The sequence below is a fragment of the Mycobacterium sp. genome (assembly GCF_965229105.1).
In the GTDB taxonomy this organism is placed as follows: Bacteria; Actinomycetota; Actinomycetes; order Mycobacteriales; family Mycobacteriaceae; genus Mycobacterium.
The window spans coordinates 587,278-599,432 of sequence record NZ_OZ245858.1; the positions used below are offsets into that span (position 1 = coordinate 587,278).

General features: G+C 63.2%; 14 protein-coding genes. 3 read left to right on the top strand and 11 right to left on the bottom strand.

The genetic code is table 11. The annotated features are described in order from the left end of the window. Window position 1 precedes the first annotated feature (1 nt). Both ADBZ9O_RS02740 and ADBZ9O_RS02745 read right to left on the bottom strand, forming a co-directional pair. Window positions 2–1,237, bottom strand: a complete 1,236-nt coding sequence (locus ADBZ9O_RS02740) for a bifunctional alpha/beta hydrolase/OsmC family protein (RefSeq protein WP_526528177.1) — start codon at window positions 1,235–1,237, stop codon at window positions 2–4. Next, entirely contained in the window at window positions 1,234–1,740 is a 507-nt protein-coding gene (locus tag ADBZ9O_RS02745) for a YkgB family protein (RefSeq protein WP_526528179.1), read from the bottom strand. The genes ADBZ9O_RS02740 and ADBZ9O_RS02745 overlap by 4 nt, the downstream gene beginning before the upstream one ends. Window positions 1,741–2,056: 316 nt before the next feature. Between ADBZ9O_RS02745 and ADBZ9O_RS02750 the strand changes: the two genes are divergently transcribed. Then, window positions 2,057–2,683, top strand: a complete 627-nt coding sequence (locus tag ADBZ9O_RS02750) for an RNA polymerase sigma factor (protein ID WP_526528181.1) — start codon at window positions 2,057–2,059, stop codon at window positions 2,681–2,683. Next, window positions 2,680–2,961, top strand: a complete 282-nt coding sequence (locus tag ADBZ9O_RS02755) for an anti-sigma factor family protein (protein ID WP_526528183.1) — start codon at window positions 2,680–2,682, stop codon at window positions 2,959–2,961. The genes ADBZ9O_RS02750 and ADBZ9O_RS02755 overlap by 4 nt, the downstream gene beginning before the upstream one ends. A gap of 47 nt (window positions 2,962–3,008) precedes the next feature. Here ADBZ9O_RS02755 and ADBZ9O_RS02760 read toward each other — a convergent pair whose 3' ends face one another. Continuing rightward, on the bottom strand, window positions 3,009–3,644 hold the full coding sequence (locus tag ADBZ9O_RS02760) for a TetR/AcrR family transcriptional regulator (protein WP_526528185.1): 636 nt from the start codon (window positions 3,642–3,644) through the stop codon (window positions 3,009–3,011). 123 nt (window positions 3,645–3,767) lie between these two features. On the opposite strand from ADBZ9O_RS02760, the gene ADBZ9O_RS02765 reads away from it, so the two are divergent. After that, a complete protein-coding gene (locus ADBZ9O_RS02765; RefSeq protein ID WP_526528187.1) occupies window positions 3,768–5,009 on the top strand; it encodes a zinc-binding alcohol dehydrogenase family protein in 1,242 nt (413 codons plus the stop codon). Between the two features lie 129 nt (window positions 5,010–5,138). On the opposite strand, the gene ADBZ9O_RS02770 is transcribed toward ADBZ9O_RS02765, so the two are convergent. From ADBZ9O_RS02770 to ADBZ9O_RS02805, 8 genes are all read right to left on the bottom strand, one after another. Beyond that, window positions 5,139–6,386, bottom strand: coding sequence for an LAGLIDADG family homing endonuclease (locus ADBZ9O_RS02770; RefSeq protein ID WP_526528189.1), 1,248 nt, complete (start codon window positions 6,384–6,386; stop codon window positions 5,139–5,141). A 114-nt stretch (window positions 6,387–6,500) separates the two neighbouring features. Then, window positions 6,501–7,880: a replicative DNA helicase gene (dnaB, locus tag ADBZ9O_RS02775; protein WP_526528191.1), complete on the bottom strand. Its 1,380-nt coding sequence runs from the start codon at window positions 7,878–7,880 to the stop codon at window positions 6,501–6,503. A gap of 494 nt (window positions 7,881–8,374) precedes the next feature. Further along, entirely contained in the window at window positions 8,375–8,833 is a 459-nt protein-coding gene (gene rplI, locus ADBZ9O_RS02780; RefSeq protein WP_526528193.1) for a 50S ribosomal protein L9, read from the bottom strand. Between the two features lie 40 nt (window positions 8,834–8,873). Beyond that, on the bottom strand, window positions 8,874–9,140 hold the full coding sequence (gene rpsR, locus ADBZ9O_RS02785; RefSeq protein ID WP_264065493.1) for a 30S ribosomal protein S18: 267 nt from the start codon (window positions 9,138–9,140) through the stop codon (window positions 8,874–8,876). An 83-nt stretch (window positions 9,141–9,223) separates the two neighbouring features. Next, complete coding sequence (locus ADBZ9O_RS02790; protein WP_526528196.1) at window positions 9,224–9,748, bottom strand: single-stranded DNA-binding protein; 525 nt, start codon at window positions 9,746–9,748, stop codon at window positions 9,224–9,226. Between the two features lie 74 nt (window positions 9,749–9,822). Beyond that, window positions 9,823–10,113 carry a 30S ribosomal protein S6 gene (gene rpsF, locus ADBZ9O_RS02795; RefSeq protein ID WP_264065491.1) on the bottom strand — a complete coding sequence of 97 codons (291 nt, stop codon included), beginning with the start codon at window positions 10,111–10,113 and terminating at the stop codon, window positions 9,823–9,825. Window positions 10,114–10,233: 120 nt separating this feature from the next. Further along, window positions 10,234–10,416 (bottom strand): hypothetical protein, encoded by a 183-nt coding sequence (locus tag ADBZ9O_RS02800; protein WP_526528199.1) that lies wholly within the window; start codon window positions 10,414–10,416, stop codon window positions 10,234–10,236. Window positions 10,417–10,457: 41 nt separating this feature from the next. Continuing rightward, window positions 10,458–12,134, bottom strand: coding sequence for a glycosyltransferase family 87 protein (locus ADBZ9O_RS02805; protein WP_526533794.1), 1,677 nt, complete (start codon window positions 12,132–12,134; stop codon window positions 10,458–10,460). Between the last annotated feature and the right edge of the window lie 21 nt (window positions 12,135–12,155).

Below are 12,155 nucleotides of genomic sequence, written 5' to 3' on the forward strand. Positions count from 1 at the left end.
GTCAGCCTTTGTCTTGGTCGGTTGGTGCTTCAGTGGTGTGGATGGACACTTCGGAACGAAGGGTGCGATGCACCGGGCACCGGTCGGCGATGTCCAGCAGTTTGGCGCGTTGGTCGGCGTCGAGCGGGCCGACGAGGGTGATGTTGCGGTCGATCCGGTCGACCATCGCGGTGGCGGTCTCGCATTCGGCGCAATCCTTGGCGTGGATGCGGGAGTGTCGCGATTCGACGACGATGTGTTCGAGCGGCCACTGCTTGCGATCGGAGTACATTCGCACCGTCATCGAGGTGCAGGCGCCGAGCGCGGCCAGGAGAAAGTCGTACGGTGTCGGGCCTGCGTCGTCTCCGACGGGGTGGGGTTCGTCCGCGGTCAGTCGATGCCGGCGCGCACTGATTTGCTGGGTGAGTCGGCCGGGCCCGCTCTCGGCGACCCGCACGGCACCCTCGGCCGGATCGTCGGTGTTCAGTTCGGCGGTCGTCATGGGGTTCGGCACGTACTTGCTCGACCAAGCGGCCAGGACGTTTGCCGCGTACTCGGCATCGACCCGATCGCTGAGCAGGTGGTCGGCGCCGTCGAGAGCGACGAAGGACTTAGGATGCCGCGCGGTGTCGAAGATGATCCGCGCGTTGTCCACCGACACCACCTGGTCGATCGGGGAATGCATGACGAGCAGCGCGGCGTCGACGGTGGCGATGCGCTCACGCTGCGGTTGCATCGCGACGTCGTCGAGGAATTGACGACGGACCCGAAACGGTCGACCGCCGATGGACACCGTGGCTTCGCTGGCTTCGACGACGGGTAGCGCGTCGCCCAGCAGTCCGGTGACGTGGGCCGGGTCAGCAGGCGCACCGATGGTCGCGACCGCGCCGACCTCGGGGATGTGCGCAGCGGCCGCCAGGACGGCCGCACCGCCCAGCGAATGCCCGATCAGCACCGTCGGGGCACTGAACTCGTCGCGGAGATAGTCTGCGGCGCAGACCAAGTCCTCGACGTTCGAGCTGAAGCCGGTCGCGGCGAAGTCACCCTTGGACTCCCCCAAGCCGGTGAAGTCGAACCGCAGTACCGCGAATCCCTGACTCGCCAACGCGCGCGAAATCCGGCCTGCTGCAACATTGTCCTTGCCGCAGGTGAAGCAGTGCGCGAACAGTGCCCAGGCCTTTGGAACGCCGATCGGCATCTCCAGCTTGCCGGCCAACTCTCCGCTGCTGCCGCGGAATCTGGTTGAACGCGCCCTCATCGGCTCAGCGGTTCAGAGCGCAGTGTCCGCACGGCGTCACCCAGCGTCCAGAACGCCACTGCGAACAGGACGACGTCCTTCACCAAGAACGAGCCCACGAGAGACAACACCGGGAACCCGCCGGCCTCGGGCGCCATCACACCGGGGGTGGTGAGCATGAAGCTGAGCGTCGCGACGAACAGTCCGATTGCCATCACACTGCCGACGATGGATGCTGCAGGCGCCCAAGGCTTGACGGCGATCAGCGCGGCAGTCGCCAGCTCGATGACACCCAGCACGGCCGAGAAGGTGGTCACCGAGAACACGTCGTACACCCAACTCATCAGGGGGCTGCTCGCCACCAGTGGCTGGATGGCATTGGCCTCATAAGCGGTGAACTTCAGTGCGCCGATCCACGCGATGACGAACACGAGTGCGTAGCGCACCGCGAAATCCCCCACCGAGGTCGCCCGAGAGGCGATGGGTGAGCCGTATAAGCGAGATGTGGCATTTTCCAATGACATTGGTGTTCCTTTTATCGATGGGTGAATCGTTTCCGGAACATGAGTGCTGCCTTTGGTGCGTGGCGTTACACGAAGGCATCGACCGGTCGACCTTTGGACCGATGAGGCAGGTGCGCCTTGCCCGTGTGTAACGGATGCCGCCCAACCCGACACTCACCTTTATCAATCCCATCAGCAAGGCTCGCCATCGTTCATCACCATCAGGCATCGGTCCCCGTGATGGGCCAACTACTGTGCTGTTCACTGGCAACTTCAGCGCTAAGGGCGCGGCGGCGGGCAGCGGCCATTCGCGTACCACCGAGGAGGAGATGCCGACATGCAGGAAGCGGTGGACACAGCACTGCTGGCCGACCAACTGCGCAACGGCGATCCGGAGGCCTTCGGCAGGCTCCTCGACCTCTACGGGTCCTCGATGCTTCGGGTAGCGCGCGGATACGTGTCCAGCCACGAACTGGCCGAAGACGTCGTGCAGGAGACGTGGATCGCGGTTTTCAAGGGCATCGACCGGTTCGAGGGACGAGCATCGCTGCGGACGTGGATCTTCACCATCCTGATCAACGTCGCCAAGAAGCACGGCCTGGCTGAACGCCGCCACACCGACACCGCCGTACGCGTCATGACCGGCGGCACCGTTGATCCGGACCGGTTCCGCGACGCGGGCGATCCCTTCCCCGGTCACTGGAAGGAGCCACCCGCCCCGTTCCCGGACACTCCCGAGGGGTCGCTGCTCAGCGGTGAATTCACACGAGTCGCCACTGCGGGACTCCGCCGGTTGCCGCCGCGCCAGCGTGAGGTCGTCACTTTGCGCGACGTACAGGGTTTCAGTTCCGAGGAGGTATGCCAAATGTTGGACATCAGTGCGGCCAACCAACGGGTGTTACTGCATCGCGGCAGAGCCGTAGTTCGCCAGGAGCTGGAAACCTACCTCGGGACGACCGAATGAACGCCGACGACATCATCTGCGTACAACTCGTCGAATTAGTGACCGACTACCTCGACGGTGTGCTCGATCCTGACGTCAGAGCCAAGTTCGACGCACACCTGCTGGAATGTGATGGCTGCGTCAACTACATCGAACAGTTCCAGTCGACGATCAGCTCCCTGGGGCGGGTTCCGTCCGATCAACTCGACGAGAGCTTCCGAGGACGCTTAATCGACACGTTCCGCGGATGGACGGCCACCCCTGAGCAGGACCACGACCGTCCGCAACCCGACACATGACGGTGACGATTACACGCCCCGTCTGGTGACCCGACGCAACTGCTGCTTCATCCGGAGGTGATTCGCCGCCGCCGACCATCAGCGATGATCGGCGATGACGGTTCGGTGGCTGTGGTGGTGGGGTTTGCCGTCAACTCTGTTAGGGCGGTGAATATTTCGTGGACAACGTGCGGCAGAGATCGTTGCTTGTCGTCATCGAGCCAGCGGGTGATGGCCACGCCGAAGACGCTCACTGCGATGTGAGCGGTCAGCGTTGCGGTGAGCTCGTCGACGCCACGTTGGAGAAGTCCCCGCCTGATGGCGTCGGCTAGGACGGACTGTTTGCGTAGTTCGCGCTCGCGGAGGCCGTCGTCAGTCTCGATGATGGCGCGTCGAGTAAGTAGATATTCGCGCTGATTTTCGAGTTCGGTGGCGACGGTCTGGAGTCCGTGGGTAATCACCTCGAGAGGGCTCTGGGTCACTGGGGTGTCGGCCAAGACCTGAGCGACCACTGTTGGCAGTTCGGCTTGGTAGGCGAAGAGGACCTCACGCTTGTCAGCGAAATGCCGGAAGAACGTGCGCGTGGTCAATCCGGCGCGCGCGGTGATCTGGGGAACGGTCGTCTCGGCGAAACCCTGCTCGACGAACAGATCGAGGGCAGCGCGCTCCAACCTGCTTTTACCGTCGGACGGCCATCGACTCATGCCGGCCATCGTAACTGTCCGATGACATTCGGTGTCATCATTGACGACACGGAGTGTCATGACTTACTGTGATGACACGTAATGCCATCACTGGCGCGGCGGGACAAGCACAGGAGTGACGTGATGAAAACCAATGAAGGCGCATTCGAGGCGCACAGTCTCAGCGTCCCCACGCCGCCCAACAACAGCGCCACATCCACGAACACCGACCGGGGCATGCGCTCCGCCACGAACGGACGAGTTCAGATGTCCACCAACACCGCCGCCTGGATCGGGTCACAGGGCGCTGCCCTCGACATCCAGCCCGCGCCCTACTCGCACCCCGGCGAGCACCAGATTGTCGTGCGCAACCACGCCGTGGCGATCAACCCCTACGACTGGATCCTGCAGGCCGTCGGCAGCCTCTTCGCCCGCTCGATGACCTACCCCTTCATCCTCGGCTCCGATCTCGCGGGCGAGGTCGTCGAGGTCGGACCCGGGGTCACGCGGTTCTCGGTAGGCGACCGTGTCCTCGCGCACGCTGTGGGCACGGAAAAGACACGCAACAGCGCCGCTGAGGGCGCCTTCCAGCAATACACGGTCGTCCTCGACCACATGGCAGCACCTATCCCGGCCAGCCTGGCTTACGAGAACGCCACGGTGCTGCCGCTGGCCCTGTCCACCGCGGCGTGCGGACTCTTTCAAAAGGGCCAGTTGGCGCTCGAATACCCCTCTGCGACTGCGATATCCACTGGCAAGACTCTGCTGGTGTGGGGAGGCTCCACCAGTGTCGGCAGCAACGCCATCCAGCTCGCCGTCGCGGCCGGCTATGACGTCATCACCACTGCATCGCCCCGCAACTTCGACTACGTATCAGCGTTGGGAGCCAGTCAGGTCTTCGACTACAACAGCCCCACTGTCGTCGCCGACATCATCGCGGCCATGCGCGACAAGACGATCGCCGGAGCCCTCGCTGTCACGACCGACTCAGCTGGCGTCTGTGCCGACGTCCTCCACGGCTGCGTCGGCACCAAATTTGTCTCCATCGCCAGCCCGCCGGTCTCGTTCGCCAGCGTGACCCCGGGTCGCGGCATCAGCCTGCAGCTCCCCCGACTCATGCTGCGGCTGGTGGCCTCCACAGTGTGCACGCAGATCACGTCCCGGGTCAGAGGCATCCGCAGCAGAATGATCTGGGGCTGCTCCCTCAAGGATGACGAAGTCAGCAACCTGGTCTACGAAGACTTCCTGCCCCAGGCCCTCGCCGACGGCCGCTACCGCACCGCCCCCGAACCCCTCATCATCGGCACGGGCCTCGAGCACCTCCAAGCCGGCCTTGATGCCCAAAAGAAGGGCGTCTCCGCCAAGAAGATCGTCATCACCCTCTAACCGCCGCTCGGGGTGATCCGGACATGTCGGAACCGGTGGCAATACGCGAAACGTCGACGACGCCGCACGGCGCTATGAGCACTAATGTGCAGCTGATGTTTCACGATGATCGTCTTTAAGCTGCGACCACTAAGCGGCGCGCGCACTTGCATCGCCTTCGCCCACGACGGTGCCGACTGAAATACCCTGCGCCACAATATTATTAGCTCTAGGAACCATGACCGCGTAGGTGTCACAAGCCCCGACGCTGGTGATCTCGACAATCTTGTCCCAGAAGACGTCGTTTGTGGTCAAGTCGTGCAGCACTTGGTCCTCGAGGACTGCCGCCGCCCGGTGGAGCCGCCCTCGACTGGGCGAGTGCTTCCACATCGTGGAGCCGCAGAACTTCGTATTCATCGCTTGGGCGAACGCACGGTGGCTCATCTGTTTGTCTGTCAGACCCTGCCTTACCTGATTCCATACTTCCCGCGGGACGGTGTCGACATTGTCGTTGCTTTGGACGCCAGTCAGGTTCGTGAGGACTTCCCTTGCTGCGAAGAACTTCTCGCCGTGCACATCGACGTCTCGTAGGAATCTGGACTGGTTGATGGCGCCAGATATGTAGAGATGAAAGATGTCGCGGTAGGCACCCTGTTCAACCCGGTACAACCGCGACAAGATGCCCAGCCGAAGCAGCAATTGAGCGACGTCATCGGCAAGGCGCCGACTGGTCGATGCGTAGTAGATCCGACCTTGGCTTCCTTTGGCGTCCCACTTGATGCAGCCGTCAGTGGCCCATAAATGTCGCAGGAATAGTGCCACTTGATGGTTGGGTACAGCGAAAATGGCTGTTGGTACGAACTTCTCGTAACTGCGCTTTCCGAAAAGGCCCATACCATCGAGCCAGGCTGCGATCGGGTTCCGTTTTCCGTGGGTCAGGTGATACGGAGCCGGTAGCCGCAGCGTCGTAACCCGCGCCTCGGTATAGTCGTCCCGCTTCGCTGTGACGCCAAAGTGCTTGGCGGCGTTAGCTACTGCGCCGAGATTCATTTCATCGATACTTGCATAGCGAATCGGTTGATTCCTGACGCATGAACCGTCACCGATCATGTGCGCAAGTAGCACGATCTCGTCGCCAGCCAGCGACTGCCGTTGTATAGGTTCGGGTATACGACGCGGCACCGCAAGACGATCGTCGATCTTCAAGGTGCTCAACGGCATCCAGCCATTGAGCGCCAAAAGGTCCGCGCTACCCGTGGCTTCCATCGTCCGTCCCGACGAGAATCGGACCGTAAAGACCTCGTGTTGACCCGCTGCTATTACGTCTGTTACCCGCCGCGCCAGCATTCGCCCACGTTCGTCGAGTGACCACACCATGGGACGCTCACCGGTACGCATCAACTCACCTATCGATACCTCAGCTCCGTTGTCCGCGCATAGGATCCGCGCGCCAGCCGTCAGAACACCGAAACCTCCGCGGTCCGATTGCATGGCAGCGACGGCGGCGACCGCCTAGTGCGCCATATCGACGAACTTCGACAGGTGCAGCTGGTGCGCCACCGTGATCGTCTTCGTAGGTCCAGCACGGTGTTTGGCGACAATGAGATCGGCCTCACCACCGCGCGGGTCGTCCCGGTCGAACGCATCCGGCCGATGCAAGAGCACAACCATATCCGCATCTTGCTCAATCGATCCCGATTCGCGCAGGTCAGAGAGCATTGGCTTCTTATCTGTACGTTGCTCAGGACCGCGGTTCAGCTGGCTCATCGCGACCACCGGAACCTCCAGCTCCTTGGCCAAAAGCTTGATCTGCCTTGAGAACTCGGAGACTTCCTGCTGACGGGACTCGACCTTCTTACCGGAGGTCATCAGCTGCAGGTAGTCGAGCACGATGAGCCGCAACCCCACCTTCTGGTGCAGCCGACGGGCTTTCGCGCGGATCTCCATCATCGTGAGGTTCGGCGAATCGTCGATGAACAGCGGCGCCTCGCTGATCTCACTCATCCGGCGTGCCAACCGCGTCCAGTCGTCGTCACTCATCCGGCCCGACCGCATATCAGCGAGCTTGATCTTCGCTTCGGCCGACAACAGTCGCATGACGATCTCGGACTTGCTCATTTCCAACGAGAACACGATGCTGGGCATGCGGTTCTTGATGGAGCACGACCGCAAAAAATCCAAACCCAGCGTGCTTTTGCCCATACCAGGCCTAGCCGCCACCACGATCATCTGACCGGGGTGCAGACCGTTGGTGAGGTCGTCGAGTTCGGTGAAGCCGGTCGGCACGCCGCTGGCCACTCCGCCGTTGGAGGCGATGGCGTCGATCTCGTCCATGGTGGGCTGCAGCAGCTGCTCGAGGATGACGAAGTCCTCGGACGTGCGGCGCTCGACGACGTCGTACATCTCGGCCTGCGCGCGATCGACGACCTCGGCGACATCGGCACCCTCGGCGCCGGCATAGCCGTACTGCACGACCCGGGTTCCGGCCTCGACCAGCCGCCGCAGCAGCGACTTCTCGGCGACGATGCCCGCGTAGTACCCGGCGTTGGCCGCGGTGGGCACCGTGGAGATCAGGGTGTGCAGATAAGGCGCTCCGCCCACCCGGCGGAGCAGACCGCGCCGGTCGAGTTCGGCGGCCACAGTGACCGCGTCCGCGGGCTCACCGCGGCCGTAGAGGTCCAGGATCGCGTCGTAGACGTTCTGATGGGCGGGGCGGTAGAAATCGCCGGGGCGCAGCCGCTCAAGGACGTCGGCGATGGCGTCCTTGCTCAGCAGCATGCCGCCGAGCACGGACTGCTCTGCGGCCATGTCCTGCGGGGGCTGGCGTCCGAAATCCTCGCTGGGCGGCGGCGTATTCGTACCGTGCTGCCCAAGATCGTCCACAACGGCCATACAGCGCCAGCACTCCCCTCACTCCGTCGAACGTATATTCGACGTTCGTGCTTCGACTTCTACGGCAAGCCACCGACAAAAAGACCCGTAAGTCCCCCCGGCCCGACCCCGCGCCGCAAGGCGCCCGCATGACGGTAGACGTTGCTGGCGGCGGCGCAACCGGTCCTTGTGCATAGCGTTGTGGATGGCGTGTGCATAGGTCCGTTCAGCCATGTTGAGGGGGTGGGGAGAACCTGTGGACAACTAACCGATTTTGTGGCATCTACGCAGATAAACGCACCGTAGACCCCAAATGGGTCTGTGGATGGGAAAGTCGTCGGCGTGTCGAGCCGGGTTGCCACCTCGGGCGTGTTGTATTGCGCGCGGTTATGCGACAGGTTAACGGCAAGTTAGGTTCGCTGGGATGTCAACGGTCGGTGCAGTTCGCCAGCAAATACGGCAAAACCCCGGTGGCTGCCTGAAAAGGCTTCCACCGGGGTAATTGACGCGAGGGTTTATTTCTCGGCGACTACATTCAGCGAGACGGTGGCATCGACACCGGGGTGCAAATTCACCTCGACGGAGTGCGAGCCGACCGCTTTGATATGCGCTTTGGGCAGGTGCACGGTGCGCTTGTCGAGATTCGGTCCGCCGGCCTTCTTGATGGCGGCGACGATATCGCCTGCGGTGACCGAGCCGAACAGCTTGCCGCTGTCGCCTGCGGTCCGGACGGTCAGTTCGACCGGTCCCAGACCGTCGATGGCGGTCTTGAGCTCCTGTGCGTGCTCAACACCTTGCACCGTCTTGAGTTCCCGCGCACGGGCGATCTCGTCGGCCTGGCGCTGCGCGCCACGGCTGGCCACGATGGCCAATCCGCGCGGCAGCAGGTAGTTACGTCCGTAACCGTCCTTGACTTCTACGGTCTCGCCGGGTGCACCCAAGTGCTCCACGTCGGCGGTCAGAATGAGTTTCATCGGTAGATCTTTCTAAGTTTGTTGATCGAGGACCGGGTGACTAGCGGGTCGCCGACCCGAAGGGCAACAGTGCGACCTCGCGGGCGTTCTTGACCGCGATCGCGATGTCGCGCTGATGCTGCACGCAGTTGCCGGTCACGCGGCGGGCGCGAATCTTGCCGCGCTCGCTGATGTATGTGCGCAGCAGACCGGTGTCTTTGTAATCGATGTTCTGGTTCTTGCCCTTTTTCGAGCAGAACACGCACTTGCGTGTCTTGATCGGCTTCTCGGGCGCCGGACGCCTCTTCGTGGAGGAGGACTTGGCCATGTGTCTATCTCTTTCTCAGTGCATCCGTGGCGCTGGCGCCACCGGAAATTCGAGCAGGTAAGTAGGCGCGGCTGCGCGCCAAATCAGAACGGAGGTTCGTCGTCGTTACCGGCGAAAGAACCCGATGCCGGGGCACTGCCCCACGGATCCTCTGCAGGAGCGTTTCCGCCGCCACCCTGGGCCGGACGGGAACCGCCGCCGCCACCACCGCCACCACCGAAGCCACCGCCGCCCCCGCCACTGCGGTTGGCTTTGTTGACCTTGGCAGTCGCGTACTTCAGCGACGGGCCGATCTCCTCGACCTCAACCTCGAACACCGTGCGCTTCTCACCCTCGCGGGTTTCGAACGAACGCTGCTTGAGCCGACCGGTCACGATGACCCGCGATCCGCGAGTCAGGCTTTCCGCGACGTTCTCCGCAGCCTCACGCCAGATGTTGCAGCGGAGGAACAGCGCTTCGCCGTCCTTCCATTCGCTGCTCTGGCGATCAAAGATGCGGGGCGTCGAGGCAACCGTGAAGTTGGCCACGGCGGCACCGGACGGCGTGAAACGCAGTTCGGGGTCGGCGGTCAGGTTTCCGACAACGGTGATGGTGGTGTCACCAGCCACGAGATCCTCCTGGATAAGTCTGTGTTGCGGGCGAGCCTACGCAGGCCGCACGACACTCGACAGTCGTTCGCGACTTAGTGCTTGTCGGTCCGCATCACCTTGGTGCGCAGCACCGACTCGTTCAGGCTGAGCTGACGGTCGAGCTCGGACACCGTGGCGGGCTCTGCCTTCACATCGACGACGGCATAGATGCCTTCGGCGTGCTTGGCGATCTCGTAGGCCAGGCGGCGCCGGCCCCAGATGTCGACCTTTTCGACTGTGCCGCCGTCTTTACGGATGACGTTCAGGAACGTCTCCAGGGACGGAGCTACTGTGCGCTCGTCAAGGGTCGGGTCAAGGATGACCATGATTTCGTATGGACGCATGGGAACACCTCACCTCCTATGGTCGTCTGCGGCCACGGAATGTCCGTGGCAGGAGGGTCGCCTGCGTCGGCAACCGGGCTAGGTTACCGGAAAGTGCCTGGTAAAACGAAATCCGCGCAGCTAAGACAGGTCCCGGAAGGTCATCACGAACCCCACTCCCGACGCCAGCACGGCCAACACCCCGATGGCGATCGACAGCCACAGGATCGACACCGACGACGCCACCCACAGCGACAGAAACGCAGCTGCCAGCAGACATACGCCATAGAGCGCGGTCCGCTCGGGATCATCGCCACCAGACATGCCGTTCGCGTTCCCGGGTTGCACCGCCGTGAAACACCGCGCTACGACTGCCCGGCTCCCGGCTCGCCGGCGGTGGCCAGCTCGGGGTCTTCCGCGGCCGGGGCCGCTACTGGCGGGGGCCGTAGGGCGGCGGGCCGTAGCCGCTGCGGTAGCCAACTCGGCGGGTCATCGGCAGCGCGGTCGTAGTCACCACCGGCCGGGTCGTCTTGGCGCCCGCGCCAGCGGACCAGGTCCAGTTCCGGGCGGTAGATCTGGCGTACCACCAGTGCGCACAACGCTGCGACCGCGATATCACGCAGCAAAACCGTTGTGGTGAACCACTGTTCGGACAATCCGCGATTCTGTTCGCCATAGAGGAACAACATTCGTGGCACCCAGACCAGGGCGTCGATCGTCATCCAGGCCAACAGAATTCGGCGGTGCGGCAACGCCAGTACCGCCAACGGCACCAGCCACAATGAGAATTGCGGGCTCCACACCTTGTTGGTCAGCAGGAAGGCTGCCACCACCAGGAAGGCCAGCTGCGCCAGGCGCGGTCGTCGCGGCGCCGTCAGCGCGACGTAACCGATTGCCGCACAACACAAGACAAACAACAGTGCGGTGACGGCGTTGAGAATGGTCGGCGGTTCCCACAACCCGAGGTTCTGATCGAAACCACCCCAGCCCGTGAAGCTCTTGACCACGTTGTAGATCGAGTCCATATCGTCGCCGCGTCGGGTGTTGAGCCGGAAGAACTCCGACCACCCGCGTGGGAACAGAACCATGATGGGCAGATTCACCACCAGCCAGGCCACCACAGCCCACAGCGCGACCCGCGCGGCACCGGCCAGGCGCCCGGTCCGAATCCCGAGCAGGAAGATCGGCAACAGCAGCAGCACCGGGAAGAGTTTGGCGGCCACCCCCAGCCCGATCAGGACACCAGCCAGCGCGGGTTTTCGCCGGGCCCACGCCAACATTCCGCCCACCGCGAAGGCCACCGCCAGCGCGTCGAAGTTGGTGAAGATCTGGAAGATCAGAATCGGGGACGCAGCCACCAGCGCGGCATCCCAGATACGCCTGCCGGCCAACGCGGACGTCGCCCATACCGTCGCCAACCACGCCAACGCCAGCCCGAGGGCCGCGATATCGAAGAACACCACCACCTCGGCCACCACCGGCAGGGGTATCGCTTTACTCAGCGCCGTATAGGTTTTCGCCAAGGCCATCGAGACGTACTGGTAGAGCCCGGTCAGCACCGGATACTCCATATAGCGCACCGCCGGAGCACCGTCGTACTGCAGTGCGGGCTTACCGTCCTTCATCTCCAGCCAGCTGGATTTATAGGGAAACTTGCCCTGGCTCAACAACTCCGCGCCATACAGCGGCACCGTATCGGAGTAGCACAGCTCGTAGTAGGCGCGCTGGTTCGACCAGTTCGCCACCTTCTGGTCACCGGTTCCGGTGCCGACGGTCTGCAGACACGCCGACTTGGTGGTCCAGCCCAGGGCCATCACCACCAAAGCGAACATGAACATCACCCGCAGCGGTGTGAAGAATCGTTGCCTGCCGATCAGGGCGTGGCGACCGACCGGACCGCCGACCACGTCGGCCAGTGCCGACCCGAGGGAATCGGTGCGGCTGGGCAGATCCCGGTCATCGTCGGTGCGCAGGTCAGCAGCAAGCGGTAGCGGTGAGACGGTGACGGGCTGAACCTGCCCATTCGGGGGAGTCTGTGAAATCTCCCCATCCTCAGCGTCACC

Coding starts and splice junctions, on each gene's coding strand:
- ADBZ9O_RS02740 (WP_526528177.1), bottom strand. CDS start 1,237: ATGAGGGCGCGTTCAACCAGATTCCGCGGCAGCAGCGGAGAGTTGGCC.
- ADBZ9O_RS02745 (WP_526528179.1), bottom strand. CDS start 1,740: ATGTCATTGGAAAATGCCACATCTCGCTTATACGGCTCACCCATCGCC.
- ADBZ9O_RS02750 (WP_526528181.1), top strand. CDS start 2,057: ATGCAGGAAGCGGTGGACACAGCACTGCTGGCCGACCAACTGCGCAAC.
- ADBZ9O_RS02755 (WP_526528183.1), top strand. CDS start 2,680: ATGAACGCCGACGACATCATCTGCGTACAACTCGTCGAATTAGTGACC.
- ADBZ9O_RS02760 (WP_526528185.1), bottom strand. CDS start 3,644: ATGAGTCGATGGCCGTCCGACGGTAAAAGCAGGTTGGAGCGCGCTGCC.
- ADBZ9O_RS02765 (WP_526528187.1), top strand. CDS start 3,768: ATGAAAACCAATGAAGGCGCATTCGAGGCGCACAGTCTCAGCGTCCCC.
- ADBZ9O_RS02770 (WP_526528189.1), bottom strand. CDS start 6,386: ATGCGTACCGGTGAGCGTCCCATGGTGTGGTCACTCGACGAACGTGGG.
- dnaB (WP_526528191.1), bottom strand. CDS start 7,880: ATGGCCGTTGTGGACGATCTTGGGCAGCACGGTACGAATACGCCGCCG.
- rplI (WP_526528193.1), bottom strand. CDS start 8,833: ATGAAACTCATTCTGACCGCCGACGTGGAGCACTTGGGTGCACCCGGC.
- rpsR (WP_264065493.1), bottom strand. CDS start 9,140: ATGGCCAAGTCCTCCTCCACGAAGAGGCGTCCGGCGCCCGAGAAGCCG.
- rpsF (WP_264065491.1), bottom strand. CDS start 10,113: ATGCGTCCATACGAAATCATGGTCATCCTTGACCCGACCCTTGACGAG.
- ADBZ9O_RS02800 (WP_526528199.1), bottom strand. CDS start 10,416: ATGTCTGGTGGCGATGATCCCGAGCGGACCGCGCTCTATGGCGTATGT.